Here is a 25,319-nt window from a genome sequence, read left to right as displayed (position 1 = left end):
GAGGAGAACCCCATGACCGATTCCGCCAAGGCCAATGATCTATTGGCCCAGTTGCCCAAGGGCAAGGGTCCGGCACCGGTACATCTGTGGAACCCGGATTTCTGCGGCAACATCGACATGCGCATTGCCCGTGACGGCACTTGGTTCTACCAGGGCACACCGATCGGGCGTAAGCCGATGGTCAAATTGTTCTCCAACATCATTCGCCGCGACGGCGATGAGTATTTTCTGGTGACTCCGGTGGAAAAAGTCGGCATCACCGTCGATGACGCACCTTTTGTCGCCGTCACCCTGGATGTGCAAGGGCAGGGCGAAAGCCAGGTATTGTGCTTCACCACCAACGTCGACGAGCAGGTCGAAGCCGGCCTTGAACACCCGCTGCGGGTTGAGATCGATCCTGTCACTCAGGAACCTGCGCCCTATCTGCGGGTGCGCACCAACCTCGAAGCCCTGGTGCACCGCAATGCGTTCTATCAATTGGTGGAGCTGGCGGTGAGCCGTCCGATCAACGGTCAGAACTGGCTTGGCGTATGGAGCGGCGGGGTATTTTTCCCCATTGGCCTGGAACCTTGAAGCCGATTTTGTCTTTGTACTGAAATAATTCTCTTGCCGGAAATAGGCGCTTTCGGTTATCAATTTGTACATGATTAGACATGTTCGATTTGATAAGAAAAAACGCGTCGTCGACGAGCTCATCCGCCGTATCGAGGGTGGAGTAATGGCCGACGGTTTCCTGTTGCCGGGCGAGCACCAATTGGCCGAGGAGTTTGCCGTCAGCCGTGGCACGCTGCGCGAAGCCCTGGCCGAACTCAAACGCCGCAGCTACATCGCCACCCAGAGCGGTGTCGGTTCCATCGTCACCTTTGACGGCATGGTGCTCGACCAGCGCAGCGGTTGGGCCCAGGCCTTGGCTGATACGGGTGCTCAGGTGAGTACCGACATCCTGCGCTTCGAAGCGGTGAGCCGTCCTGACCTGTTCAGCCGTTTCGGCACTGATCAATTTATTGCCCTGGACCGCCGCCGGCGTACGGCCAATGGTACTGCCGTGTCTTTGGAGCGCTCCTTGATGCCTGCTTCTGGTGGCCTGGAAAGCCTGCCCCGTACCGGGTTGATCGATAATTCCCTGACCATCACCCTGGCTGCCTACGGCTATGTGGGCGCCGAGGGCGATCAATGGATCGGTGCCGAGCCCTTGAGTGATGAAGACGCTGACTTGCTCGGCCGGCCCGTAGGCACGGTATTCCTCAAGGCCTCGCGCACTACCTACGACCGTCGCGAGCGTTTTATGGAGCATGTCGAAAGCGTGCTCGACCCCTTGCATTTTCGTCTGCACCTGCAGTTTGGAGATTCAAAATGAGCCGGGAAAATCGCGCACTCGGCGCCTTTTACGGCCTCGCCCTGGGCGACGCCTTGGGCATGCCCACCCAGTCCTTGAGCCGAGAGCAGGTACAAAAGCGCTTCGGCGCTATCACTGCGCTGGAAGATGCGGACGCCGACCAGCCCATTGCGCCGAACATGCCCGCCGGTTCCATCACAGATGACACCGAGCAAGCCATCCTCGTTGCTGAGCTGCTGGTGGACGGTCAAGGCCGGATCGAACCTGCCGTGCTTGCCCAGCGCCTGATCGACTGGGAAGCGGGGATGCGCGCCAAGGGTTCCCAGGACTTGCTCGGGCCGTCGACCAAGCGCGCCATCGACATGATCCTCGCCGGTCACACCCCGGAGGAATCCGGGCGCTACGGCACCACCAACGGCGCCGCCATGCGCATCACCCCGGTGGGCATTGCCACCGATATCAGCGATCCGGCACGGTTTATCCAGGCGGTGATCCAGGCCTGCCAGGTCACCCATAACACCTGCTTGGGCATCTCCAGCGCCGCAGCCGTGGCGGCGGTGGTCTCGGCCGGTATCGACGGCGTGGACCTGGGCGAAGCCCTGAACATCGGCATTCAGATTGCCCAGCAGGCCGAAAACCATGGTTATTGGATTGCCGGCGGACGCATCTCTACGCGCATCAGTTGGGCCCGCACCCTGAGCGTCGGCAGTGGCGATAAAGCTCTGTTTGCAGACCTGCTCTATGAGTTGATCGGCACTTCGGTTGCCTCACAAGAGTCGGTGGTGGTGTCGTTTGCCCTGGCGCAGCAAGTGGCCTGCGGCGACATGAGTGCCTTCGAAGCCCTGTGCCTGGCTGCCAGCCTGGGAGGTGATACTGACACGATCGCCGCCATGCTCGGCGCCATGCTGGGAGCGTGCCTGGGCATGCAGTGTTGGCCTGAGGCATTGATCGAGCAGGTCCGGAAGGTCAATAGCCTGGACTTGCAGCCGTTAGTCCGTGGGTTACTCGCATTGAGGTAACGCCACAGATCACACATTTGATCGCATCGAGTCATGACGACCGTGTAAAGGTTCACATTGCGCATCTGCCACAACCATAACAATACAGGCACCTGGAGTTCCCCTTCATGAGCAGTACCTCTTCCGGCCAAAGCGCCGGGCAATTGGAAACACGCGGCATCGAACCGGTCCCCGAAGGCGAATGCAATGGTCATCCGTTGCAATTGTTCTGGGTGTGGTTCGCTGCCAATATCAGCATTCTCGGCTTGCCACTCGGCGCGACGCTTGTGGCGTTTCGTGGCCTGGCCATCTGGCAGGCGATCATCGTCGCGATCCTCGGCGCAGCCGGCTCCTTCGCGGTAGTGGGCATCATCTCCATCGCCGGCCGCCGTGGTCGCGCGCCGAGCCTGACCTTGTCCCGTGCCATCTTCGGCGTGCGCGGCAATATCGGCCCGACGCTGGTGTCCTTGATGTCACGCCTGGGCTGGGAAACTGTCAACACCACCACTGCAGCCTTTGTGTTGCTGTCGTTATGCTCGATCCTGTTCGGTTCTGCGGTCGAGGCGAAAAGCGCGCCAGTGCTCACGCTGATCTTCATTGCCATCTTCGTGCTGCTGACCCTGGCTGTGTCCGGCCTCGGCCATGCCACCTTGCTGGTGATCCAGAAGTGGGCCACTTATGTATTCGGCGCCTTGAATATCCTGGTGGGCGGCTTTCTCTGCGCCACCATCGACTGGAGTGCAGTGTTCAACGCCGCCCCGGCGCCATTGAGCGCGATGATCATTGGTGTGGGCACCATGGCCGCGGGCACGGGTATCGGTTGGGCCAATGCCGGTGCCGACATGTCGCGTTACCAGCACCGCAGCGTCAAGGCCGTGCGCCTGGTGGCTTCTGCCGCGTTTGGTGCGGGGATTCCGCTGGTGTTACTGATCACCCTGGGCGGCCTGTTGTCAGTAGGTAACAATGACCTTGCGTCAGCCACCGACCCGATCATCGCGATCCGCGACATGCTGCCGACCTGGATGGCCGTGCCGTACCTGATCACTGCGTTCGGTGGTCTGTTGCTGTCGAACAACCTGTCGGTGTATTCGGCCGGTCTGACCACTCTGACCCTGGGCTTGAAGGTCAAGCGTGTGCATGCGGTGATCGTCGATATCGTGGCGATCTTCGCAGGTTCCATCTACTTCATGCTGATCGCCGACAGTTTCTACGGCCCGTTCATCACCTTCATTTCGCTGCTGGCGGTGCCGATCACGGCATGGGTCGGGATCTTTGTGGTCGACCTGATTCACCGTCACTACTACAGCCCCACAGATCTGCTGGATGTCAGTCCGAGCAGCGCCTACTGGTACCGCGGCGGCGTGGAATGGCGGGCGTTTGGCGCCTGGGCGGTGGCCATCGTGCTGGGGTTCAGCTTCACCACCATCGGTACTACCGCCGACAACATCTGGTTTGCCGGGCCGTTGTCCGACTCCTGGCTGGGCCATAACGGCCTGGGCTGGATCGTCACGTTCCTGGTGGCGGGCGGAATTTATGCGGTACTGGGCGGCGCGGCTGACCGTCGTCCGGCTTTGGTAGAGAGCCCTAATGTCTAGATTGCTGCACACCGGCCAGGTCATCGTCGATCTGGTCATGGCCCTTGATACGCTGCCGGCAACTGGCGGCGACGTGTTGGCAAAGTCCGCCAGTTTCGAAGCCGGTGGTGGTTTTAACGTCATGGCTGCCGCCCGACGCAATGGCTTGCCGGTGGTTTACCTGGGCCGCCACGGCAACGGGCGCTTCGGTGACCTGGCGCGTGCGGCAATGCAGGCCGAGAGCATTGACATGGCCTTGGCGGCCAGCGGTGAAAAAGACACCGGCCTGTGTGTGTCCCTGACCGAAGCCAGCACCGAGCGCACATTCATTTCCCATATCGGCGCCGAGGGCGAGTTGAGTGCAGGGGATCTGGCCCGGATCGTGCCGCATGCCGATGACTATGTGTACGTCAGTGGTTACAGCTTACTTCTTGAGGGCAAGGCGCAGCCGCTGATTGACTGGCTGCTGGCATTGCCACAGGAGATCGTCGTGGTGTTCGACCCAGGGCCGCTGGTCAAGGCGCCGGATTCAGCGTTGATGCGGGCGTTGCTGCCGCGTATTGATATCTGGACCAGCAATGGCCCGGAAGCTCTGGTGTTTACCGGGGCGACGGGTATCGCTGCCGCGTTGCCAGAACTGAATCGATACCTGCCTGCACAAACGCTGCTCGTGGTACGCGATGGGCCGAATGGCTGCTGGGTAGGGCGCAGGGGCGAGATTGAACATGTGCCCGGTTTCAAGGTGCAGGCGGTGGACAGCAATGGTGCGGGGGATGCGCACGCAGGGGTGTTTATTGCTGGCCTGGCGACGGGGTTGAAGCCGGCTGAAGCAGCGCGCCGAGCGAATGCGGCGGCGGCATTGGCAGTGACGCGTTGGGGGCCGGCTACCTGTCCAGGCGCAGCCGAAGTTGATGCACTAGTTTCCAGACAAACATAAATGAGTGAGGGGGCTTGCCCTAATGCCAGTCAGTTAAGCGGTCATCGCCTTCTGTAGGAGCGAGCTTGCTCGCGAAAAACGTCAACGATAACGCGTGTTTGCTGAATGAACGCGGCGCCTGTAAGTTTTTCGCGAGCAAGCTCGCTCCTACAAAAAAGCCTTAACTGACTGGCATTAGGGCTTGCCCCCGATAGCCGAGCGTCAGTCAATACATCTGTTGACTGGTCCACTGCAATCGGGGCAAGCCCCCTTCCTCATTTTGATGGGTGTTCAGCCTGCTTTTTTCAGCGCTTGGATCAACTCATCCTTGCGCATGGTCGACCGCCCAGGGATATTCTTGGCCCGCGCTTCTTTCATCAGGCTTTCCTTGGTCTGCGTACCCAGCGAGGCGCGACTGCTACGCGGGTGCCCTTCACGGCTGGCCGCCGCACGCTTGGACGACTCATGCCGATCCTCGGCTTTCTTCGCCGGGGCCTTGCGCCGGCCCGAACCACCGGCTTTTTCACCGCCACCAGACTGCTTGTTGACGGTGGCCCAGGCACGAGCCTCGGCCTCTTCCTTGGATAATCCCTTGTGCTCATAACTGTCTTCGATATGAGCGGCCTTGCGTTTCTGTTCGGTGGTGTATTTGGCTTTGCTTCCACGAGGCATCGCTAAAACTCCTTCCGGCCCCTGTTGCCAGGGGCCAGACCAGAAATGGATTATTGAGAGACCGCACCGTCCAGCTTGCGCGCTTCATCCACACCCGAGGCAGTCAGCTTGATCGGCAGGTTCAACGAGTATTCACCGGCGTCATCGGTGGTCACATGCCCATCCTTGATCAGTCCGCGGTCCTGCAGAAATGCCAAGACACTGGCGACCTCTTTTTCACCGCGGTAATTGTCCAGCACCTCCTTGCCCAAGCCTTGCGGATGGGCGTGCAGCAGACGGGTGAGGACTTCTTTTTCAAGGTTTCTATCGACGTTCATGTGTACCTCTTCACTGGGAAATGATCGGGTGTCGGTCGTGCTATGGGTGTCTCAAGGCGCGGGTTGTTTCGGTGCACCAGGGACGTTCGAGTCATCCCCTTTGTTGATCTTCGGCTCATTGGCGCCAGGGCCCATCTTGCCGTTGCCGACGGCAGCCGGTGCCTGGCGCTGGGTGTCGTTGCCCTTGGTGCGTGGGTCCGCGCCGTTGTCGATGATCGCGCCACCGTTGGTATCAAGGCCGGTGCCCATTGAATCCTGGGATTCCTGGGTGGCGGGGCTGGGCGGGCTGCCGACTGGATCAGTCTTGCCGGTAGATGATGTGGCGGCAAACGCGCCCACGGATGCGGCGGACAACAGGCCGGCGAGGGCGAGGGCAGACAATTTGGAATTTTTCATGAGGGTGTCTCCATATGATTAATGTCCTTACCCTGTATTGGTCCCCCCTCATTCGGTGATCGTGCCTTGATGTCGACGAACGGTATCAATTCGCCTGTATCCGTTTTATGTGCCCAAACGCTGCGCCCTATCAGGCGCACTGTGGCGATCGCCCAATTGAGTGCGGCAATAACCAATATGCTCAGCATCATTGTCCAAAGGCCGTAATCGACAATGATCTTGCCCGCGAGCCAGGGAAACCCGAAGACGCCGACAAAGTACGCCATGCTGAACAGCAATAACGCCTGGGACGTGGTGCCACTGGGTGCCTCATTGGCGACCAGCCCATTGATCACCGAATACGTCAGGCCATACCCGACCCCCAAAATAGCGGCGGCCAGTAAATAGCTGAGGTTGCCGCTCACACCAAATGCAAACAGCGCGATGGCGCCGAGCATTATCCCGGACAACACGCAGGCAGCCTGGTAGGCGTCGCGCTTGACCACAAATCCGGCGATCAGCAGACGGCTGGTAATCGCCGCCGTCAGGAAACCTGCAAAAAACAGTGAATAGTCCAGCCCATGGGCAGCGGCGTAGCTGGTCTGGAACGATGACAGCCCACCAAACACGCAACCACCCAGGCCGACCATCAGGATGGCGAACGCCGCTTTGGACGACAGTACGCGGCGACTAGCGAACCAGGAGATCCTCGACGCCGGCACATTCGCATGCCCCTTGAGCAGGATGCCCATGCGCCAGAACATCACTACGCCGGCAAGGCTGGCCAGCCCGGCAATATAGAACGCAGTCGTCAGGGGCAGGTCCAGCGCAATGGCGGCGCGCCCTAGTAAAGGGCCGAAGCCGATTCCGCTCAACATGCTGCCCGATAGCAGGGCGAAATACCTGGCGCGCTGGCAGGGTTCTACCAGCAGCGTCACGATGATCGGGCCCAGGGTATAGAACACGCCCCAGCCCAGACCCAGGGACAGCCCGAACAGCATCAAACCCTGACCAAACCCGGGGGCCAGGGCGAACCCCAGGCAGGCCAACACCAGTAATACGCCGGTGCTCGCAATCGCTCGCGCCGCGCCCAACGCATCCGCCAAATGCCCGGAAAGAAGCACCGCCACAAAAGTGCTGAGCATCGCCGTGGCAATGACACTGCCTGCGTCGTGCTCATTGCCGCCGCGTGAATGGATCAGCAGCGACAGCAAAAAAGTTGAGCCATAGGAAAGCGACAGCAGGAAACTGGCGAGGCAGAACAGCGCGAAAGTCTTTGCGCCCACTGGAGAGGTGGCGTGCATAAGCAGGACCTGATCATTGGATTTATGCCAACTGTTTACCATGGGCACCCAGCGGGATTGTTCTGTGTTTGCCGGTGCTGGCATCCCTGTGGGGCGGAGTAAAACCTGCTCTTGGGTATGAAATTGCGCTGCAATCGTTCACTGAACCGCCTTAGTATGTGGGCTTTGAATTTACCCAAGGCTTGCCCATGACCATCGAGATTCGCCCCGCCGTGCCCAGCGATGCTGCGCAGATCCTGACCTTTATCACCGAGTTGGCCGAGTACGAGAAAGCCCGGCATGAGGTGATCGCCAGCGTGGTGGATATCGAACGCAGCCTGTTCAGCGAAGGTGCCACGGCCCATGGCCTGATGTGTCTGCGCGACGGCCTGCCGATTGGTTTTGCGGTGTTCTTTTTCAGCTATTCCACCTGGCTGGGCAGCAACTGCCTGTACCTCGAAGACCTCTATATCAACCCGGAACAACGTGGCGGTGGGGCAGGCAAGAAGTTGCTGCGCCACTTGGCCAAGATCGCCTGTGACAACGGTTGCGGTCGCTTTGAGTGGAGCGTACTGGATTGGAATGAGCCTGCGATTGCCTTCTATAAGTCCATCGGCGCCCAGCCCCAGGAAGAGTGGGTGCGCTACCGCATGGAAGGTGATGCGCTGAGGGATTTTGCCCAAGGTTGACGGTCTTCAGAACCGGCTATGAATGGCCGGTTTATTTTGCGATTGCTCACAATATGGGATTGAAATTTATATATTGAGATATTTCAAGATCTAGGTTTATAGTCGCCTGCATCAGCACTCACTATCAAAAAATAAAACAGGTGAAGCGATGCAGGCACAACCGTTGTCACTACCCGCGGTGCCCGAGCCGACTTACGGCGAGCGTTTGAAGAACAAGGTAGTGATCGTCACAGGCGCTGCCCAAGGCATTGGCGAAGCGATTGTCGCCTGCTTCCAGGCCCAGCAGGCGCGCTTGGTGATTGCCGATATCCAGGGCGAAAAAATCGAGAAGATCGCCGCCCATTGGCGCGAACGCGGTGCGCAGATCCATGCCCAACCTGTCGATATCACTTCCAAGGATCAATGGCAGGCGCTGGTCAACCTGGTCATTGAGCGCTTCGGCCGCGTGGATGTGCTGGTCAACTGCGCCGGGGTCAATGTGTTCCGCGACCCCTTGGAGATGACCGACGAAGACTGGCGCCGCTGCTTTGCCATCGATCTTGACGGCGCCTGGTACGGCTGCCGCTCGGTGTTGCCGCACATGCTCGAGCAGGGCATCGGCAACATCATCAATATTGCCTCCACCCATTCCAGCCACATCATTCCCGGCTGCTTTCCCTATCCCGTCGCCAAGCATGGCTTGCTCGGCCTTACCCGCGCCCTGGGCATCGAATACGCGTCCAAGGGCATCCGTGTGAATGCCATCGCCCCGGGTTATATCGAAACCCAGCTCAACGTCGACTACTGGAACGGTTTCCCCGACCCTCACGCCGAGCGCCAGCGAGCGTTCGACCTGCACCCGCCCAAGCGCATCGGCCAGCCCATCGAGGTGGCGATGACTGCGCTGTTCCTGGCGACCGACGAGGCGCCCTTTATCAATGCCACCTGCCTGATGATCGATGGCGGGCGGTCGGTGATGTACCACGACTAACAAAGCGTTTTCCAATAACAAGAAGGAGGTGGTTCATGTTCAAGAAGGCACTCGGGGCTGTGGCACTGGCGTTGGCTTTCAGCGGCGTTGTATCGGCTGAGGAAGTAAAGATCGGCTTCCTGGTCAAGCAGGCCGAAGAACCCTGGTTTCAAACCGAATGGGCCTTCGCCGAAAAAGCCGGCAAGGAACACGGTTTCACCGTGATCAAGATCGCCGTGCCCGACGGCGAGAAAACCCTTTCGGCCATCGACAGCCTGGCCGCCAACGGCGCCAAGGGTTTTGTCATCTGCCCACCGGACGTATCCCTGGGCCCGGCCATCGTCGCCAAGGCCAAGGTCAATGGCCTGAAAGTCATGGCCGTGGATGACCGCTTTGTCGATGCCAAGGGCAACTTCATGGAGGACGTGCCGTACCTGGGCATGGCCGCCTTCGAAGTGGGCCAGAAGCAGGGCGCCGCCATGGCCGCCGAGGCGAAGAAACGCGGTTGGGACTGGAAGGACACCTATGCGGTGATCAACACCTTCAACGAACTCGACACCGGTAAGAAACGTACCGACGGCTCGATCAAATCCCTGGAAGAAGCCGGCATTCCCAAGGACCACATCCTCACCGCCGCGCTTAAAACCCTCGACGTTCCCGGCAGCATGGACGCCACCAACTCGGCCCTGGTCAAGCTGCCCAGTGGCGCGAAGAACCTGATCATCGGCGGCATGAACGACAACACCGTGCTCGGCGGCGTGCGCGCCACTGAAAGCGCCGGCTTCAAGGCGGCCAACGTGATTGGCATCGGCATCAATGGCACCGATGCCATCGGCGAATTGAAGAAAGCCGACAGCGGTTTCTTCGGCTCCATGCTGCCGAGCCCGCATATCGAAGGCTATAACACCGCGCTGGCGATGTACGAATGGGTCACCAAAGGCAAGGAGCCTGCTAAGTACACCGCCATGGACGAAGTCATCCTGATCACCCGCGAAAACTTCCAGGAAGAACTGACCAAGATCGGGCTGTGGAAATGACCGCTGCGGCCCTGCGTTTCGACGCGATCGGCAAAACCTTTCCCGGGGTCAAGGCGCTGGATGGCATCAGCTTCACCGCCCACCCGGGGCAGGTGCACGCCCTGATGGGCGAGAACGGTGCGGGCAAGTCGACGCTGCTGAAGATCCTCGGCGGCGCCTACATCCCCAGCAGCGGCAGCGTGCAGATCGGCGCGCAGGTCATGGCGTTCAAAAATGCCGCCGACAGCATCGCCAGCGGCGTCGCGGTGATCCACCAGGAACTGCACCTGGTGCCGGAAATGAGCGTCGCCGAGAACCTGTTCCTCGGGCACCTGCCGACGCGCCTGGGCGTGGTCAATCGCGGCTTGCTGCGCCAGCAGGCGCTGGCGTGCCTCAAGGGCCTGGCCGATGAGATCGACCCCGACGAGAAGCTCGGGCGCCTGTCCCTGGGCCAGCGCCAACTGGTGGAAATCGCCAAGGCGCTGTCCCGTGGTGCCAACGTGATCGCCTTCGATGAGCCCACCAGCAGCTTGTCGGCGCGGGAAATCGACCGGCTGATGGCGATCATCGCGCGCCTGCGGGATGAGGGCAAAGTGGTGCTCTACGTGTCGCACCGCATGGAAGAGGTGTTCCGTATCTGCGATGCGGTGACGGTGTTCAAGGACGGTCGCTATGTGCGCACCTTCGAAGACATGAGCAGCCTGACCCACGATCAGTTGGTGACCTGCATGGTCGGCCGCGATATCCAGGACATCTACGACTACCGCCCGCGGGAGCAGGGCGAGGTGGCGCTCAGGGTCGACGGCCTGCTCGGCCCGGGCCTGCGTGAGCCGATCAGTTTCCAGGTGCGCAAGGGCGAGATCCTGGGCCTGTTCGGGCTGGTAGGCGCGGGGCGCACCGAGCTGTTTCGTTTGCTCAGTGGCCTGGAGCGCGCCAGCGCCGGCAGCCTGGCGCTGTACGGGCAAGCGCTGCAGTTGCGCTCACCCCGCGACGCCATCGCCGCCGGCATCTTGCTGTGCCCGGAGGACCGCAAGAAAGAAGGCATCATCCCACTGGCCAGCGTTGCCGAAAACATCAACATCAGTGCCCGCGCGGCGCATTCCACCTTTGGCTGGCTGCTGCGCGACGGCTGGGAGAAGGGCAACGCCGACCGGCAGATCCAGGCGATGCGGGTCAAAACCCCAAACGCCGCGCAGAAGATCCTGTACCTGTCCGGTGGTAACCAGCAGAAGGCCATTCTCGGCCGCTGGCTGTCGATGCCGATGAAAGTGCTGCTGCTGGACGAACCCACCCGTGGCATCGATATCGGCGCCAAGTCAGAGATCTACCAGATCATCCATAACCTGGCGGCCAGCGGCATTGCGGTGATCGTGGTGTCCAGCGACCTGATGGAAGTGATGGGCATTGCCGACCGTATCCTGGTCATGAGCGAAGGCGCCCTGGCCGGTGAATTGCCCCGCGAGCGGACGGATGAAGCACGACTGCTGCAACTGGCACTCCCGCGTTCGCGGGCTTGAAGAATAAGAGGTGTGGGTATGTCTCAGGCAAAAACTGCAAAGGGCTTCTGGCCGGCATTCAACCAGCGCAAATTTCTCGATGACTGGGTGATGCTGTTGGCGGCGTTGGGCATCTTTGTGCTCAGCGCAGTGTTTATCGATAACTTCCTGTCGCCGCTGAACATGCGTGGCCTGGGCCTGGCGATTTCCACCGTGGGCATCGCCGCGTGCACCATGCTGTTCTGCCTAGCGTCGGGGCATTTTGATTTGTCGGTGGGCTCGGTGATCGCCTGCGCCGGCGTAGTGGCGGGGATTGTGATCCGTGACACCGACAGTGTGGCACTTGGCGTGTCGGCGGCCCTGGCCATGGGCCTGGTGGTAGGGCTGATCAACGGCATCGTGATTGCCAAGCTGCGCATCAATGCGCTGATTGCGACGCTGGCGACGATGCAGATCGTACGCGGCCTGGCCTACATTTTCTCCAACGGCAAGGCGGTGGGGGTGATGGATGAGCGCTTCTTCGTGTTCGGCAACGGCCAGCTGATGGGCGTGCCGGTGCCGATCATCATCACCGTGCTGTGCTTTATATTCTTCGGCTGGCTGCTCAACTACACCAGCTATGGGCGCAACACCATGGCCATCGGCGGCAACCAGGAAGCCGCGCTGCTGGCCGGGGTGAATGTCGACCGCACCAAGATCATCATCTTTGCCGTGCACGGTTTGATCGGCGCGCTGGCCGGGGTGATCCTCGCCTCGCGCATGACCTCCGGCCAACCCATGATCGGCCAGGGCTTCGAGCTGACGGTGATTTCGGCGTGTGTGCTGGGCGGGGTATCGCTGAGCGGCGGCATCGGCATGATCCGCCACGTGATTGCGGGTGTGCTGATCCTGGCGATCATCGAGAATGCGATGAACCTTAAAAACATCGATACCTTTTACCAGTACGTGATTCGCGGCTCGATCCTGCTGCTGGCGGTCATCATCGACCGCATGAAGCAGCGCTGATCAAAAGCCATATGGAGATCAAATGTGGGAGGGGGCTTGCTCCCGATAGCGGTGTATCAGATAGAAAATCTGTAACTGACCCACCGCTATCGGGAGCAAGCCCCCTCCCACATTTGGATCTGCTCTGTATTGAAGGGCGGTATTTGCCATAATGCCCCCGCTTTTTTATCTATAGGCCCGATATGCAGGAAAACGCCCACACCCCCGTCAAAGACGCCGCCCCCACCGGCACCCAGACCCTGCTGCGTGGCCTGGGCGTGGTGCAAGCGGTGGCGGCCGGTGCGCGGGATCTGAAAGAGATCGCCCGGCGCATCGGCACCACGCGCAGCACCACACACCGCCTGGCCAGTTGCCTGGTGGATGAGCGTTACCTGCGCGTGGTGCCGCAAGTCGGCTACCTGCTGGGTCCGAAGCTGATCGAGTTGGGTTTCCAGGCCCGCGAAGAGCTGCCATTGGTGAGCCTGGCGGTGCCGTATCTGGACGAGCTGTCGGCCTTGACGGGCGACACCATCCATCTGGCGATTCGTGAATACGACGACGTGCTTTACCTGCACAAGAACCCCGGTCGCAATGGCCCGGAGATGCGCTCGCGGGTTGGCCATCGCATGCCGCTGGCGCGCACCGGCATCGGCAAGGCGTTGTTATTGGATGATTCGCCGCAGGAGTGGCAGCGCCTCTACGAAGTCAGCTTGCCGGCGGCAGGCAAAAACCTGCAATGGCCGCAGCACCCGGAGCAATCCTGGGCGCAATTCGAGCAGCGCATGGGTGAATATGTGGCCGGCGGTTATGCTTTCGATCTGGAAGACAACGAGCCGTCGATCCGCTGTGTGGCCTCACCGGTGCGTGATGCCAGCGGGCGTATAGTCGCCGGCATCAGCATCGCCAGTACCGTGCCCTACATGCCGCTGGAGAAAATGGCCGAGCTGATCCCTGTGATCAAACAGGTCGCAGCCCGGCTGTCAGCGGAGTTGGGCGCGAAAGCCTGATCAGGCTTTCAGGCTCGCCATGTCGATGACAAAGCGGTACTTCACGTCACCCGCGATCATGCGTGCGTAAGCCTCGTTGATCTGGCGGATGTCGAGCATTTCGATGTCGCAGGTGATGTTGTGCTCGGCGCAGAAATCCAGGACTTCCTGGGTTTCGGCAATACCGCCGATCAGCGAACCAGCCAGCACTTTACGGCCCAGCACCAGCTTGGCGGCGTTGACGGGCGGGTCCACCGGTTCGATCAGGCCTACCAGGATATGCACACCGTCAAAGCGCAGTACATCGAGGTAGGGGTTCAGGTCGTGTTGCACCGGAATGGTGTCGAGCAGGAAGTCGAAGTGCCCGGCCGCCGCTTTCATCTGCTCGGCGTCGGTGGACACGATCACATGATCGGCGCCTTGGCGACGGCCTTCCTCGGCCTTGCTCGCGGAGCGGGTGAACAGCGTCACTTCGGCGCCCATGGCCTTGGCGAACTTGATACCCATGTGGCCCAGGCCACCCATGCCGAGAATCCCGACTTTGTCGCCAGCCTTCACACCGTAGTGTTTGAGCGGCGAGTAGGTGGTGATGCCTGCGCACAGGATCGGCGCGGCGCTGGCCAGGTCGAGCTTGGCCGGGATCTTCACCACGAAATGTTCGCTGACCACGATGCTGTCGGAGTAACCACCCATGGTGTTGCTGCCATCCACACGGTCCGGGGTGGCGTAGGTCATGGTCGGGCCTTCGAGGCAGTATTGCTCTAGGTCTGATTGGCAGGCTTCGCAGTGACGGCACGAGTCGACCATGCAGCCCACGCCAACCAGATCACCGACTTTATGCGCGGTGACGTTGGCGCCGACGGCGGTGACTTTGCCGACAATTTCGTGGCCCGGCATCAGCGGGTACACGGCAATGCCCCATTCGTTGCGAGCCTGGTGGATATCGGAGTGGCACACGCCGCAGTAAAGAATCTCGATGGCCACGTCATCGACACGCGGGCTGCGGCGTTCAAAAGACATCGGGGCGAGGGGGGTGGTGGCTGACTGGGCGGCGTAACCGATGGCGGTGTACATAGTAAACCTCACAAAAGCTTGGACTGCAGAGGCGGCAAATTCTGCGCGTAGGCCTTTGGCGCGAACATGGCAAATGCTCCGAGTCTCATGCCTATTCGTCCGGCAGTGCCTGAGCTTTGGATATATTGGCCGCCAGACCTGCGATGATGGTGTCATCCCTTATTCGCGAAGTTTTTTGCCATGCTGTTGACCCGCCATTTGGACGCCAATGCCACGCTGGTTTCCTTGATCGAAGGGCTCACGCCCCGCGATGGTTTTTCCCCGACTCACCTGCCGGGTGTGCAGGTGCTGCGCGCCAGTTGCGATGTAGCGCGTGGGCCGCAGATCTATGAGCCAAGCCTGATGTTCGTGGCCCAGGGCAGCAAGGTCGCCTACCTCGGCCCGCGCACGTTGGAGTATGGCGCCGGGCATTACCTGATCCAGGCGATGCCGGTGCCGTTCGAATGCGAGACCTTTGCCATGGCCCCCGGGGCGCCGCTGTATGGCGTTACGGTAGGCATCGACCGCGTGGTGTTGGGCGAGTTGGTGATTGCCATGGGCATGCAAGCCGGGCCGCCGCCGACCGCGCAGACTTTGGAGTCGATGAGTTCGGTGGTGCTGGACGATACGATGCGCGGCTGCGTCGAGCGGCTGTTGCAGTGCCTGCACGATCCGCTGGAAAGCCGGATCATGGGCCCGGCGCGGGTGCGCGAATTGTTGTTCACCGCGTTGCGTGGGCCACAGGCGGATGTGCTGCGTGCGCTGGTGGAACAGCAGGGGCAGTTTTCGCGAATCGCCACGTCATTGAACCACCTGCATGCCCATTACGCCGAGCCGCTGAATATCGAGACGTTGGCCGGATATGCCCATATGAGTGCCTCGACCTTTCATGAGCATTTCAAGCGCTGCACCTTGTTGTCGCCGGTGCAGTACCTCAAGCGCCTGCGACTATTGAAGGCCCAGCAGTTGCTGCTGGTAGAGGGCATGAGTGTGGCGCAGGCGGCGCACAAGGTGGGGTACCAGAGTACGTCTCAGTTCAGTCGGGAGTACAAACGCTACTTCCTGCGCAACCCAGGCGAAGAGCGGGCCGCCTGACACCCCACTGTAGGAGCGAGCTTGCTCGCGAAAAACTAATAGACGCCACATTCATTCAGACAGTACGCGTTATCGTTGACGTTTTTCGCGAGCAAGCTCGCTCCTACATGTTGATCGATGCCGCCCACAAAAAAGGCCCCCATCTCGGGAGCCTTTTTTGGTTAAGCGAACGACTTACATATTCGGGTAAGTCGGCCCACCCGCACCTTCCGGTGTCACCCAGGTGATGTTCTGCGAAGGGTCCTTGATGTCACAGGTCTTGCAGTGCACGCAGTTCTGGGCGTTGATCTGGAAGCGCTTCTCGCCGTCTTCCTTGGTGATCACTTCATACACGCCGGCCGGGCAGTAGCGCTGCGCCGGTTCATCGTAGAGCGGCAGGTTGGTGCCGATCGGGATGCTCGGGTCTTTCAACTTCAAGTGGCAAGGCTGCTCTTCTTCGTGGTTGGTACCGGAGATGAACACCGAGCTCAGTTTGTCGAAGCTCAGCTTGCCGTCGGGTTTGGGGTAATCGATTTTCTTGCAGTCTTTGGCCAGCTTGAGGCAGGCGTAGTCCGGCTTGGTGTCGTGCAGGGTGAACGGCATCTTGCCGCCGAGGATGTTCTGGTCGAACCAGTTGAAGCCGGCGCCGATGATCGGGCCGAACTTGTGCATCGCCGGGCCGAAGTTACGGGTGGCGAACAATTCCTCATACAGCCAGCTGGCCTTGAAGCCATCGACATACGCAGTCAGCTCGTCACCGCCCTCGGATTCGGCGAACAGGCGATCAGCAACCGCATCGGCGGCGAGCATGCCGGACTTCATCGCGGTGTGGCTGCCCTTGATCTTGGCGAAGTTCAGGGTGCCGAGGTCGCAGCCGATCAGCGCGCCGCCCTTGAAGACCATCTTGGGCAGCGAGTTCAGGCCACCTTTGCAGATGGCGCGGGCGCCGTAGCTGACGCGCTTGCCGCCTTCCAGGTACTGGGCCAGCACCGGGTGGTGCTTGAGACGCTGGAACTCATCGAAGGGCGACAGGAAGGTGTTGCTGTAGGACAGGTCGACGATCAAGCCGACCACCACCTGGTTGTTTTCCAGGTGATAGAGGAACGAACCACCGGTATTTTCGGCGCTCATGATGTCCAGCGGCCAACCGGCGGTGTGCACCACCAGGCCTGGCTGATGCTTGGCCGGGTCGATTTCCCAGATTTCCTTCAGGCCGATGCCGTAGTGCTGGGCGTCGGCGTCGCTGTCCAGGTTGAAGCGCTGGATCAACTGCTTGCCGATATGGCCACGGCAGCCTTCGGCAAACAGCGTGTACTTGCCACGCAATTCCATGCCCGGGGTGTATACGCCTTCCTTGGGCTTGCCTTCGCGGTCGACACCGAGGTCACCGGTGATGATCCCGCGCACCACGCCGTTCTCGTCGAACAGCGCCTCCTGAGCGGCGAAGCCTGGGTAGACTTCCACGCCCAGGTTCTCGGCCTGCTGGGCCAGCCAGCGGCACAGGTTGCCCAGGGAAATGATGTAGTTGCCTTCGTTGTGCATGGTCTTGGGCACAAAGAAGTCGGGAACCTTGGTGGAGGTATCGCTGCTGCGCAGTACGTAGATGTCGTCACGCACCACCGGGGTGTTGAGCGGGGCGCCGAGCTCTTTCCAGTCCGGGAACAGTTCGTTCAGGGCCCGGGGTTCGAACACGGCACCGGAGAGGATGTGGGCGCCGACTTCGGAGCCTTTCTCGACCACGCAGACGCTGATTTCCTTACCGGCTTCGGCGGCCTTCTGCTTCAGGCGGCAGGCGGCAGACAGGCCAGCCGGGCCAGCGCCGACGATGACCACGTCGAATTCCATGTATTCGCGTTCCACAGGCTATCTCCTACTCAAGGCTCAACAGGCTTTTTTTTCTAATGGGTGGAGGTTCGGCGGGGTTCTGCTCAACGGCAGCACCCACCTGTCTCTCTAGGTGGCGCATTATATATAGACCACTGGCAGCGTCCAATACAAACGTTTGTTTGAATTGGCCGCAGCCTAGGTAAATCAAAGCAACGGGGCTTATGACTGACCATTTTGCCGTATTGACCAGAATAGGCGTTCCGGTCAAGATACGGTCGGTTTTGCGCTTCCCGTAGGCAGACTGCAGGTTTCAAGAGCACGTCCAAAGGCCGGCCGAAGGTAAAAATGTGACGCGCCCCCGAACAATGGGGCGCAGTTTACACGCCGCGATAAAGAATGACCGCTCAGTCACCACTGACGAACGGTCGTCACTTCCCGTGTGCAAGGCCACTGCCGAAGTCTTTGGAGGTGCCCTTGTGTGCCGATGAGCATCAACCGCCAGGTTCGCCTAGGCGACTTTCTTTTCACCGGAGAGTAACGAGGAATCCATGAAGGTTCTTGTAGCTGTCAAACGCGTTGTCGATTACAACGTGAAAGTTCGCGTCAAGGCGGACAATTCCGGCGTCGACCTTGCTAACGTCAAGATGTCGATGAACCCTTTCTGCGAAATCGCTGTGGAAGAAGCCGTACGCCTGAAAGAGAAAGGTGTTGCGACTGAAATCGTCGTGGTGTCCATCGGTCCGACCACTGCCCAAGAGCAGCTGCGTACCGCTTTGGCCCTAGGCGCCGACCGCGCCATCCTGGTCGAATCCGCCGAAGAACTGACCTCCCTGGCGGTTGCCAAGCTGCTCAAGGCCGTTGTCGACAAGGAACAGCCTCAGTTGGTGATCCTCGGCAAACAAGCCATCGACAGCGACAACAACCAGACCGGCCAGATGCTGGCCGCACTGACCGGTTACGGCCAGGGCACCTTCGCTTCGAAAGTCGAAGTGAGCGGCGACAGCGTCGCGGTAACCCGTGAAATCGATGGCGGCGCGCAGACGGTTTCCCTGAAACTGCCGGCCATCGTCACCACCGACCTGCGTTTGAACGAGCCGCGCTACGCGTCCCTGCCAAACATCATGAAAGCCAAGAAGAAGCCTCTTGAAGTGCTGACTCCGGATGCTTTGGGCGTTTCCACCGCCTCCACCAACAAGACCGTCAAGGTTGAAGCGCCGGCAGCACGCAGCGCGGGCATCAAGGTCAAGTCGGTGGCTGAGTTGGTCGAGAAACTGAAAAACGAAGCGAAGGTGCTTTGAATTGGAGAGCCTGATCATGACTATCCTCGTAATCGCCGAACACGATAACAAGGTGCTGGCCCCGGCCACCCTCAACACCGTGGCTGCCGCTGCGAAAATCGGTGGAGATATCCACGTATTGGTTGCTGGCCAGGGCGCTGGCGCCGTGGCTGAAGCCGCTGCGAAAATCGCGGGCGTAAGCAAAGTCCTGAACGCTGACAATGCCGCCTACGCGCATCAGTTGCCAGAAAACGTTGCGCCGCTGGTTGCAGAGCTGGGCGCTGGCTACAGCCACATCCTGGCTGCCGCCACCTCCAACGGCAAAAACATCCTGCCACGGGTTGCCGCGCAGCTGGACGTTGACCAGATCTCCGAGATCATCTCGGTAGAAAGCGCCGATACCTTCAAGCGCCCGATCTACGCCGGTAACGCCATCGCCACCGTGCAGTCCAATGCCTCGGTCAAGGTCATCACCGTGCGCGCCACCGGTTTCGACCCGGTTGCCGCCGAAGGTGGCTCGGCCGCGGTTGAAGCCGTCTCCGCTGCCCACGACGCTGGCACGTCCAGCTTCGTCGGCGAAGAGCTGGCCAAGTCGGATCGCCCTGAGCTGACGGCTGCCAAGATCGTCGTTTCCGGCGGCCGCGGCATGCAGAACGGTGACAACTTCAAGCACCTGTACGCCCTGGCCGATAAGCTGGGCGCTGCGGTCGGCGCTTCCCGCGCAGCCGTCGACGCAGGTTTCGTACCCAACGATATGCAGGTCGGCCAGACCGGCAAGATCGTTGCGCCACAGCTGTACATCGCCGTCGGTATCTCCGGCGCGATCCAGCACTTGGCCGGTATGAAGGACTCCAAGGTGATCGTCGCGATCAACAAGGACGAAGAAGCGCCGATCTTCCAGGTTGCCGATTACGGCCTGGTGGCGGACTTGTTCGAAGCCGTACCTGAGTTGGAGAAGCTGGTCTAATCCAGCCGCTTCACTTATAAAGAGCCCGGTCTTGTGACCGGGCTTTTTTATTACCTGTAGGAGCGAGCTTGCTCGCGAAAAACTCCCAGGCGATGCATTTATTCAGAAAGCACGCGTTATCGTTGACGTTTTTCGCGAGCAAGCTCGCTCCTACCAAGAACTTTACGAAGGAACATGCCATGGAGCTGCGCCCCTGGACTGTACTGCTGGGCCTTGTGCTGCTGCCGAGCCTGTCACTGGCCGCCGGCAAGTGCGAGCGCCTGGTGATCACCGGCAGCCCGGATGCACCACCTTTGTTGTGGCGTGATCCCCAGGACCCGACGCACCTGATCGGCGCTACCGCCGAGGTGCTGCAACAAGTGGGCAAAGAGCTCGGGCTGAAAATCGACCTGCTCTACGGCGGCAAACGCTCCCTGGCCCTGGATGAAGCGCGTAGCGGGCGCATGGACATCCTCGCCGACGCGCCGCTGAACCTCGGTGAACTGGACAACTTCGACTACATCCATCCGGCGTTGATGCAGACCGATTACCTGGTCTGGACACGCAAGGATTCACCCCTGGCCTACACCACAGTGGCGGACCTGCACGGCCACAAAGGCGCGGTATCGGAGCGCGCCCGCTTGAGCGCTGAATTCGAAGCCTTCGCCGGCCAGCAGCTCAGCCTGCAACGCCTGCCGAACCTGACACCGGCATTCCAGAAACTGTTGCTCGGCGAGGTGGATTACGTGCTGGCCGGGCGCTATTCCGGAATGGCCATGGCCCAGACCTTGGGCATGAATAACGATCTGGTCGCCCATGAGGTGCCTGTCGATCAGCCCGGCTTGTACCTGGCGATTTCCCACAACTCGGCGTGCAATGATCCATGGCTGCGCGGACAGTTGGCGAAAAAGATGACAGAATTGCCCGCGTCCGGTGTCGCGCAAGCCGCGCTGCAGCGCAATCTGGAGCGCTGGAAGGCGCAACTGCAACAGCCCGTTGGCACCCCAACACAGTAGGGATTTACAGTGATTTTTCGACCTCTTTTCGCGGCCCTCGCCGTTGTCGCTCTGGCGGGATGTGCAACCGATCCTGCGCCGAATGAACAAATGCGCCTGACCCAGCAAGCCTTGGAGCAAGCCACCGCGGTCGGGGTCAACGCCGACGAATCGCCCGAGCTGAAACTGGCCGAAGAAAAATTCGCCAGGGCCAAGGCCAACATGGCCGACCAATCCTACAAGCGCGCGCGTATGCGGTCCGAACAGGCTGAGCTGGATGCGCGTCTCGCCGAGGCTAAAGTGCTCACCGCCAAGAGCCAGGAACAATTGAACGTGCTCAATACCCGCATCACCCGCTTGCGTAAGCAGCTGCAGTTGGGAGACGCGCAATGAGCCCGATGATCCGTGGTTTGGGCTGCGTGTTGCTGCTGGGCAGTGCGGCATTGGGCGGTTGCGCCAGCCAACCCAGCAGCGAGCAGGCGTTGCAACAGGCCGGCGATGACTTCCAGAAGGTCAAGGAGGACGCCAACGTGCTGCGCTTCGCCCCTAAGGATGTGATCCGCGCCGGCGAATCCCTGGCCCGTGCCGATCGCTTGTCCAGCTACTGGGGCAGCGGCGCCGATGTGGTGCATTACGCCTATCTGAGCCAGCGCTACAGCGCCATCGCCCGTGAACACACCGAGCAAGGCCTGAACGCGGAACGCGGCGCCCAACTCGAATTGGAACGCCAGCGCCTGCAACTGGCCCTGCGCGAAAACAAACTGGCCAGCGTGCAGCAACAGGGCAAGTGGGTTGAAGCACAAATTGCCAGCCTCACCACCCAGACCGACCGTGGCCTGGTGATGACGCTGGGAGATGTGCTGTTCGACACCGGCGAAGCGGAACTGGCCAACTCGGCCAATCGCACAGTGTTGAAGATCGTGCAGTTCCTGCAACTCAACCCCAAGCGTCGTGTACGCATCGAGGGCTACACCGACAACACCGGGGGCGAGCAGGAGAACCTGAAACTGTCCCGCGACCGTGCCCAATCGGTGGCGGACCTGTTGATGGACCTGGGTATCGATGATAAGCGTATCGAGGTCCAGGGTTATGGTGATCAGTACCCGGTAGAAGCCAACGCCTCCGAACGAGGCCGCGCGCAGAATCGCCGGGTGGAAATCGTATTCTCCGACGAGAAAGGCCAGCTGGGCGCTGCCCGCTGAGCGCCAGGCTTCGATTTAATGTGAGAGGGGGCTTGCTCCCGATTGCGGTAGTTCAGTTGCAACATCTTTGACTGATACACCGTCATCGGGAGCAAGCCCCCTCCCATATTTTGTCAGGCGTACTCCCTTTACAGTTTTTGCTGTCACTCCCTCCTGCGCTCGACTATCGTGACAACTGTCCCCGTACACTTCTAAACTGTGCTGGTATGTTTCACACAAAAATAAAATACCCGTGAAATCGAGTGCTGCGTCATGACCAATCTGTTGCTTTACCAGCGTATTGCCCAGCAACTGGCTGAGGACATCCGACGCGGTGTCTACCAACCGGGGGAGCGCGTGCCATCGGTGCGCAAAATGAGTTCCCAGCTCAATGTGAGCCATGCCACGGTGCTGCAGGCCTATGCCAACCTGGAAGACCAGGGGCTGATCCGGGCGCGGCCGCAGTCGGGCTATTACGTGCACCAGACGCCCGCACTCACGGCGCCGACGCCAGACATCGCACGGGTCGAGCGTCCAGGCTTGGTCACCCGCAGCAGCATCATCCAACAGGTATTGGTCGAATCGCGCCGTGAAGGGGTGTTCCCCTTGGGCGCTGCGGTGCCGAGTGTCGATTACCTACCGGTACGGGCGCTGCACCAGCAGTTGGCCAAGGTCACACGGTTCCAGAGCCCGCGGGCTTTCAGCTACATGTTCAGCCCCGGCTTTGAACCGCTGCGTCGCCAGGTGGCGATCCGCATGCGCGATGCCGGTGTGGTGGTAGACCCTTCCGAGGTGGTGATCACCCACGGCTGCGTCGATGCGTTGCAGATGTCCTTGCGTGTTCTCACGCGGCCTGGCGACCTGATCGCCGCCGAATCACCGACTTACTACGGCTTGTTGCAACTCGCCGATTTGCTCGGCCTGAAAGTCATCGAGATCCCCAGCGACCCAGCCACGGGCATGAGCCTGGAAGCCCTGCAGCTGGCCGCCAACCAGTGGTCGATCAAGGCGCTGGTGCTCACCACGCGCCTGAGCAACCCCCTGGGTGGCACCATGCCCGAAGAGCGCCAGAAACAACTGCTGCGCCTGGCGTCGGATTTCGATATCCAGATCGTCGAGGACGATATCTACGGCGAGCTGATGTTCGAACTGGGTCGCACCAAGGCTCTGAAAGCCTACGACCGCCTTGACCGGGTCATCTACTGCTCGAGTTTTTCCAAGACCTTGTCCCCGGGGGTGCGTATCGGCTGGATGATCGCCGGCAAGTACCAGCAGGAGATCCAGCGCCTGCAGATGTTCAGTACCCACTCAGCATGCAGTGTCACCCAGATGGGGGTCGCGGCCTACCTGGAAAACGGTGGCTACGACCGCCACCTGCGCTATATCCGCCAGGAATACCGCAAGAACCTCAGCGCCTTCCAACTGGCGGTGCAGCAATATTTCCCCGAGGGCACCCAGATGACCCGTCCAACCGGCGGCTTTATCCTGTGGGTCAGTTTGCCGGGTCGGGTCAATACCCAGGAACTGCACGTGCGTGCCTTGCAACAGGGCATCAGTATTGCGCCGGGGCTGATCTTCAGTAATACGGAACAGTTCAACCACTGTATTCGCCTCAACTGCGGTACCCCCTGGAACCGCGAGGCAGAGCGGGCGTTGATGACCTTGGGCATGCTGGCCAGCCAGTTGTGCCAGGAGACCGGGGCGGGTTTTTGAGGCGTGCAAAGGGGACAACACTGATCTGCGCTCTTGTCATGTCGCCCACAACAAGCGAGCATATGGCCTTCTGCCGTTAACGCTGCTGGCGATATGACTTCTATTTTTCGCGTTACCCTGGTGATTGGCCTGTTGAGCCTGTGCAATGTCAGCACTGTGCTGGCGGAGCCGGTGGCGGATGGCGCGTCGGCAGTCAGTTCTGAACAGAAGACCTCAGCGAAGAAACCAGCTCCCGCGAAAAAAGCCCCCGCCACGCAGAAAAAAACCGCAACTACCAAAAAGCGCGCGCCTGTTGCGAGCAAATCCAAGTCGGCCCGTGAAGTCGCCAAGACTAAATTGCCACCGGCACAGTTGGACCTTTCGCTGCCTTCGGACATGGTCAGGCTGTTGCAGCCCATCGGCACCATGCCCAAGCCCAAGAGCGTGCCCTTGCTGCCGCCGATGTTTGGCGAAAAGCCCACCGACAACAGTGCGTTCCAGATCAACGGCCGCTTGCTCAGCAATGAGATGAAGCTGCAACTGCGCAACGATGAGCGCCGTGATGTTGAAGGCGCCGCGCTGGATTTTGAATTCAAGCAATAAACTATGCGGCTATGCGTGACCCAGGTTGCCGACCATCTGTCGCAGACTGGTCGGTCACTTTTGTTTTGTGCGAAAAACCCCTGTTGGACCATTTTAAAACGGCTGTTTAAGGGCGTACTCTAGCCCGGCCATCCCTATTGAGTCGTCGAGGACCTGCTGGTCATGAAATGCCGTGAAGGCTGTGGCGCATGCTGCATCGCCCCCTCCATCAGTTCGCCGCTGCCCGGAATGCCCCAGGGCAAGCCTGCAGGTGTTCGCTGCCTGCACCTGTCGGTCGGACAACTGTGCCAGCTGTTCGGCCTGCCTGAACGGCCGGCGGTGTGCAGTGATTTCAAGGCTGATATCGAGGTCTGTGGCAATGACCAGGCCGATGCAATTCGCTTGATCGGCTGGTGGGAGCAGATGACGGCGGCTTGATGGGCTTTACTATTGGAACTTCAACAATAAGGAATACAACAATGGGTTCGCTGAAACGACTGGCCGTGTTGTGCGGTTTTACGCTGCTGTTTGCTGCTACTGCCCAGGCTGAGGATTGGCAAGTGGCCAAGGACGAAGACGGTATCAAGGTGTCCCTGAGCGAAGTTGCCGGCTCCAAGTACAAAGCGTATCGCGGCGTGACCGTGATCAAGGCGCCTGTGGCCAAGATCGTTGCATTGCAGGAAGACGTGGCGGGTGCCTGCGCTTGGATTCACGAGTGCAAATCCCAGAAACTGGTCGACAAGAAAGGCGATGAGGCCTGGACCTACACGCAATTCAAGGCACCCTTTCCGGTGAGTGATCGTGACTCGTATACTCATGTCACAACCGCTAAAAACGCCGATGGTAGCGTAACCCGCACCTTGCAGGGCGTGCCTACCTACAAGTCGGAAGAAAAAGGCTATGTGCGGGTCGCCCAGGTCGAAGGCTTCTGGAAACTGGTGCCCAAAGGCGCCAATGAGACCGAAGTGACCTACCAAGTGCACACCGAGCCGGGCGGCAGCGTGCCGTCGTGGTTGGCCAACAAATTTGTGGTGGAAGCGCCGTTCAATACCCTGAAGGCCCTCAAGGAGCGCGCTGAAAAATAAGCGCAACTGATCCGGT

Annotated in this window: 27 protein-coding genes; 21 read left to right on the top strand and 6 right to left on the bottom strand. The window is 60.2% G+C overall.

The features are described from left to right. Nucleotides 1-12 precede the first annotated feature (12 nt). From QYQ93_RS21925 to QYQ93_RS21905, 5 genes are all read left to right on the top strand, one after another. Nucleotides 13-573 carry a DUF1285 domain-containing protein gene (locus QYQ93_RS21925; protein ID WP_043050081.1) on the top strand — a complete coding sequence of 187 codons (561 nt, stop codon included), beginning with the start codon at nt 13-15 and terminating at the stop codon, nt 571-573. Nucleotides 574-643: 70 nt separating this feature from the next. Beyond that, complete coding sequence (locus tag QYQ93_RS21920) at nt 644-1,357, top strand: GntR family transcriptional regulator (RefSeq protein WP_043050080.1); 714 nt, start codon at nt 644-646, stop codon at nt 1,355-1,357. After that, complete coding sequence (locus QYQ93_RS21915; RefSeq protein ID WP_338475465.1) at nt 1,354-2,355, top strand: ADP-ribosylglycohydrolase family protein; 1,002 nt, start codon at nt 1,354-1,356, stop codon at nt 2,353-2,355. The genes QYQ93_RS21920 and QYQ93_RS21915 overlap by 4 nt, the downstream gene beginning before the upstream one ends. Before the next feature lie 107 nt (nt 2,356-2,462). Continuing rightward, nucleotides 2,463-3,929, top strand: a complete 1,467-nt coding sequence (locus tag QYQ93_RS21910; RefSeq protein WP_338475464.1) for a purine-cytosine permease family protein — start codon at nt 2,463-2,465, stop codon at nt 3,927-3,929. Beyond that, nucleotides 3,922-4,845, top strand: a complete 924-nt coding sequence (locus tag QYQ93_RS21905; protein ID WP_338475463.1) for a PfkB family carbohydrate kinase — start codon at nt 3,922-3,924, stop codon at nt 4,843-4,845. The genes QYQ93_RS21910 and QYQ93_RS21905 overlap by 8 nt, the downstream gene beginning before the upstream one ends. A gap of 270 nt (nt 4,846-5,115) precedes the next feature. On the opposite strand, the gene QYQ93_RS21900 is transcribed toward QYQ93_RS21905, so the two are convergent. Genes QYQ93_RS21900 through QYQ93_RS21885 form a run of 4 tightly spaced genes read right to left on the bottom strand, consistent with a single transcriptional unit; the run spans nt 5,116 to nt 7,492 of the window. After that, nucleotides 5,116-5,496: a Rho termination factor N-terminal domain-containing protein gene (locus tag QYQ93_RS21900; protein ID WP_043050076.1), complete on the bottom strand. Its 381-nt coding sequence runs from the start codon at nt 5,494-5,496 to the stop codon at nt 5,116-5,118. A 50-nt stretch (nt 5,497-5,546) separates the two neighbouring features. Next, nucleotides 5,547-5,813 (bottom strand): hypothetical protein, encoded by a 267-nt coding sequence (locus QYQ93_RS21895; protein WP_043050075.1) that lies wholly within the window; start codon nt 5,811-5,813, stop codon nt 5,547-5,549. A gap of 51 nt (nt 5,814-5,864) precedes the next feature. Further along, complete coding sequence (locus QYQ93_RS21890; protein ID WP_124379127.1) at nt 5,865-6,209, bottom strand: hypothetical protein; 345 nt, start codon at nt 6,207-6,209, stop codon at nt 5,865-5,867. Continuing rightward, nucleotides 6,206-7,492: an MFS transporter gene (locus QYQ93_RS21885; RefSeq protein WP_338475462.1), complete on the bottom strand. Its 1,287-nt coding sequence runs from the start codon at nt 7,490-7,492 to the stop codon at nt 6,206-6,208. Before QYQ93_RS21885 ends, QYQ93_RS21890 begins: the two co-directional genes overlap by 4 nt. 188 nt (nt 7,493-7,680) lie before the next feature. On the opposite strand from QYQ93_RS21885, the gene QYQ93_RS21880 reads away from it, so the two are divergent. The 6 genes from QYQ93_RS21880 to QYQ93_RS21855 all read left to right on the top strand — a co-directional run bounded on the left by QYQ93_RS21880 (nt 7,681) and on the right by QYQ93_RS21855 (nt 13,612). Continuing rightward, nucleotides 7,681-8,160, top strand: coding sequence for a GNAT family N-acetyltransferase (locus QYQ93_RS21880; RefSeq protein ID WP_043050118.1), 480 nt, complete (start codon nt 7,681-7,683; stop codon nt 8,158-8,160). A 148-nt stretch (nt 8,161-8,308) separates the two neighbouring features. Next, nucleotides 8,309-9,130 carry an SDR family oxidoreductase gene (locus QYQ93_RS21875; protein WP_338475461.1) on the top strand — a complete coding sequence of 274 codons (822 nt, stop codon included), beginning with the start codon at nt 8,309-8,311 and terminating at the stop codon, nt 9,128-9,130. 35 nt (nt 9,131-9,165) lie between these two features. Next, nucleotides 9,166-10,146, top strand: a complete 981-nt coding sequence (locus tag QYQ93_RS21870) for a substrate-binding domain-containing protein (protein ID WP_338475460.1) — start codon at nt 9,166-9,168, stop codon at nt 10,144-10,146. Further along, nucleotides 10,143-11,642: an L-arabinose ABC transporter ATP-binding protein AraG gene (araG, locus tag QYQ93_RS21865; RefSeq protein WP_338475459.1), complete on the top strand. Its 1,500-nt coding sequence runs from the start codon at nt 10,143-10,145 to the stop codon at nt 11,640-11,642. Before QYQ93_RS21870 ends, araG begins: the two co-directional genes overlap by 4 nt. Before the next feature lie 18 nt (nt 11,643-11,660). Continuing rightward, nucleotides 11,661-12,626: an L-arabinose ABC transporter permease AraH gene (gene araH / locus QYQ93_RS21860; protein ID WP_338475458.1), complete on the top strand. Its 966-nt coding sequence runs from the start codon at nt 11,661-11,663 to the stop codon at nt 12,624-12,626. A 182-nt stretch (nt 12,627-12,808) separates the two neighbouring features. Continuing rightward, a complete protein-coding gene (locus tag QYQ93_RS21855) occupies nt 12,809-13,612 on the top strand; it encodes an IclR family transcriptional regulator (RefSeq protein ID WP_338475457.1) in 804 nt (267 codons plus the stop codon). Here the strand turns inward: QYQ93_RS21855 and QYQ93_RS21850 are convergent, their stop codons facing one another. After that, nucleotides 13,613-14,665: an NAD(P)-dependent alcohol dehydrogenase gene (locus QYQ93_RS21850; protein WP_014719540.1), complete on the bottom strand. Its 1,053-nt coding sequence runs from the start codon at nt 14,663-14,665 to the stop codon at nt 13,613-13,615. A 180-nt stretch (nt 14,666-14,845) separates the two neighbouring features. Here QYQ93_RS21850 and QYQ93_RS21845 point away from each other — a divergent pair, with 180 nt between their 5' ends. After that, nucleotides 14,846-15,739, top strand: coding sequence for an AraC family transcriptional regulator (locus QYQ93_RS21845; protein ID WP_338475456.1), 894 nt, complete (start codon nt 14,846-14,848; stop codon nt 15,737-15,739). A 174-nt stretch (nt 15,740-15,913) separates the two neighbouring features. Here QYQ93_RS21845 and QYQ93_RS21840 read toward each other — a convergent pair whose 3' ends face one another. Continuing rightward, on the bottom strand, nt 15,914-17,578 hold the full coding sequence (locus QYQ93_RS21840; protein WP_043047184.1) for an electron transfer flavoprotein-ubiquinone oxidoreductase: 1,665 nt from the start codon (nt 17,576-17,578) through the stop codon (nt 15,914-15,916). Between the two features lie 515 nt (nt 17,579-18,093). Between QYQ93_RS21840 and QYQ93_RS21835 the strand changes: the two genes are divergently transcribed. The 9 genes from QYQ93_RS21835 to QYQ93_RS21795 all read left to right on the top strand — a co-directional run bounded on the left by QYQ93_RS21835 (nt 18,094) and on the right by QYQ93_RS21795 (nt 25,303). Continuing rightward, a complete protein-coding gene (locus QYQ93_RS21835) occupies nt 18,094-18,843 on the top strand; it encodes an electron transfer flavoprotein subunit beta/FixA family protein (RefSeq protein ID WP_043047183.1) in 750 nt (249 codons plus the stop codon). A gap of 16 nt (nt 18,844-18,859) precedes the next feature. After that, nucleotides 18,860-19,789, top strand: coding sequence for an electron transfer flavoprotein subunit alpha/FixB family protein (locus QYQ93_RS21830; RefSeq protein WP_034120769.1), 930 nt, complete (start codon nt 18,860-18,862; stop codon nt 19,787-19,789). Nucleotides 19,790-19,968: 179 nt separating this feature from the next. Beyond that, nucleotides 19,969-20,784, top strand: coding sequence for a transporter substrate-binding domain-containing protein (locus QYQ93_RS21825; protein WP_338475455.1), 816 nt, complete (start codon nt 19,969-19,971; stop codon nt 20,782-20,784). A gap of 9 nt (nt 20,785-20,793) precedes the next feature. After that, nucleotides 20,794-21,156, top strand: coding sequence for a DUF4398 domain-containing protein (locus tag QYQ93_RS21820; RefSeq protein ID WP_043047181.1), 363 nt, complete (start codon nt 20,794-20,796; stop codon nt 21,154-21,156). Beyond that, entirely contained in the window at nt 21,153-21,965 is an 813-nt protein-coding gene (locus tag QYQ93_RS21815) for an OmpA family protein (protein WP_124401589.1), read from the top strand. Before QYQ93_RS21820 ends, QYQ93_RS21815 begins: the two co-directional genes overlap by 4 nt. A 252-nt stretch (nt 21,966-22,217) precedes the next feature. Next, a complete protein-coding gene (locus QYQ93_RS21810; RefSeq protein ID WP_043047179.1) occupies nt 22,218-23,657 on the top strand; it encodes a PLP-dependent aminotransferase family protein in 1,440 nt (479 codons plus the stop codon). A gap of 93 nt (nt 23,658-23,750) precedes the next feature. Next, nucleotides 23,751-24,239 (top strand): hypothetical protein, encoded by a 489-nt coding sequence (locus QYQ93_RS21805; protein WP_043047178.1) that lies wholly within the window; start codon nt 23,751-23,753, stop codon nt 24,237-24,239. A gap of 162 nt (nt 24,240-24,401) precedes the next feature. Further along, nucleotides 24,402-24,656: a YkgJ family cysteine cluster protein gene (locus QYQ93_RS21800; RefSeq protein WP_043047177.1), complete on the top strand. Its 255-nt coding sequence runs from the start codon at nt 24,402-24,404 to the stop codon at nt 24,654-24,656. A gap of 41 nt (nt 24,657-24,697) precedes the next feature. After that, nucleotides 24,698-25,303, top strand: coding sequence for an START domain-containing protein (locus tag QYQ93_RS21795; protein WP_043047176.1), 606 nt, complete (start codon nt 24,698-24,700; stop codon nt 25,301-25,303). Nucleotides 25,304-25,319 lie beyond the last annotated feature (16 nt).

Source organism: Pseudomonas khavaziana (assembly GCF_036704165.1).
Taxonomy (GTDB): domain Bacteria; phylum Pseudomonadota; class Gammaproteobacteria; order Pseudomonadales; family Pseudomonadaceae; genus Aquipseudomonas; species Aquipseudomonas khavaziana.
Note: the sequence above shows the minus strand (reverse complement) of the source record. Positions and strands in the feature narration are given on the sequence as shown.

Coding starts and splice junctions, on each gene's coding strand:
- QYQ93_RS21815 (WP_124401589.1), top strand. CDS start 21,153: ATGAGCCCGATGATCCGTGGTTTGGGCTGCGTGTTGCTGCTGGGCAGT.
- QYQ93_RS21835 (WP_043047183.1), top strand. CDS start 18,094: ATGAAGGTTCTTGTAGCTGTCAAACGCGTTGTCGATTACAACGTGAAA.
- QYQ93_RS21845 (WP_338475456.1), top strand. CDS start 14,846: ATGCTGTTGACCCGCCATTTGGACGCCAATGCCACGCTGGTTTCCTTG.
- QYQ93_RS21905 (WP_338475463.1), top strand. CDS start 3,922: ATGTCTAGATTGCTGCACACCGGCCAGGTCATCGTCGATCTGGTCATG.
- QYQ93_RS21855 (WP_338475457.1), top strand. CDS start 12,809: ATGCAGGAAAACGCCCACACCCCCGTCAAAGACGCCGCCCCCACCGGC.
- QYQ93_RS21850 (WP_014719540.1), bottom strand. CDS start 14,665: ATGTACACCGCCATCGGTTACGCCGCCCAGTCAGCCACCACCCCCCTC.
- QYQ93_RS21830 (WP_034120769.1), top strand. CDS start 18,860: ATGACTATCCTCGTAATCGCCGAACACGATAACAAGGTGCTGGCCCCG.
- QYQ93_RS21900 (WP_043050076.1), bottom strand. CDS start 5,496: ATGCCTCGTGGAAGCAAAGCCAAATACACCACCGAACAGAAACGCAAG.
- QYQ93_RS21870 (WP_338475460.1), top strand. CDS start 9,166: ATGTTCAAGAAGGCACTCGGGGCTGTGGCACTGGCGTTGGCTTTCAGC.
- QYQ93_RS21795 (WP_043047176.1), top strand. CDS start 24,698: ATGGGTTCGCTGAAACGACTGGCCGTGTTGTGCGGTTTTACGCTGCTG.
- QYQ93_RS21890 (WP_124379127.1), bottom strand. CDS start 6,209: ATGAAAAATTCCAAATTGTCTGCCCTCGCCCTCGCCGGCCTGTTGTCC.
- QYQ93_RS21880 (WP_043050118.1), top strand. CDS start 7,681: ATGACCATCGAGATTCGCCCCGCCGTGCCCAGCGATGCTGCGCAGATC.
- QYQ93_RS21825 (WP_338475455.1), top strand. CDS start 19,969: ATGGAGCTGCGCCCCTGGACTGTACTGCTGGGCCTTGTGCTGCTGCCG.
- QYQ93_RS21875 (WP_338475461.1), top strand. CDS start 8,309: ATGCAGGCACAACCGTTGTCACTACCCGCGGTGCCCGAGCCGACTTAC.
- QYQ93_RS21805 (WP_043047178.1), top strand. CDS start 23,751: ATGACTTCTATTTTTCGCGTTACCCTGGTGATTGGCCTGTTGAGCCTG.
- QYQ93_RS21800 (WP_043047177.1), top strand. CDS start 24,402: ATGAAATGCCGTGAAGGCTGTGGCGCATGCTGCATCGCCCCCTCCATC.
- QYQ93_RS21810 (WP_043047179.1), top strand. CDS start 22,218: ATGACCAATCTGTTGCTTTACCAGCGTATTGCCCAGCAACTGGCTGAG.
- QYQ93_RS21925 (WP_043050081.1), top strand. CDS start 13: ATGACCGATTCCGCCAAGGCCAATGATCTATTGGCCCAGTTGCCCAAG.
- QYQ93_RS21895 (WP_043050075.1), bottom strand. CDS start 5,813: ATGAACGTCGATAGAAACCTTGAAAAAGAAGTCCTCACCCGTCTGCTG.
- QYQ93_RS21910 (WP_338475464.1), top strand. CDS start 2,463: ATGAGCAGTACCTCTTCCGGCCAAAGCGCCGGGCAATTGGAAACACGC.
- QYQ93_RS21920 (WP_043050080.1), top strand. CDS start 644: ATGATTAGACATGTTCGATTTGATAAGAAAAAACGCGTCGTCGACGAG.
- araH (WP_338475458.1), top strand. CDS start 11,661: ATGTCTCAGGCAAAAACTGCAAAGGGCTTCTGGCCGGCATTCAACCAG.
- QYQ93_RS21885 (WP_338475462.1), bottom strand. CDS start 7,492: ATGCACGCCACCTCTCCAGTGGGCGCAAAGACTTTCGCGCTGTTCTGC.
- araG (WP_338475459.1), top strand. CDS start 10,143: ATGACCGCTGCGGCCCTGCGTTTCGACGCGATCGGCAAAACCTTTCCC.
- QYQ93_RS21915 (WP_338475465.1), top strand. CDS start 1,354: ATGAGCCGGGAAAATCGCGCACTCGGCGCCTTTTACGGCCTCGCCCTG.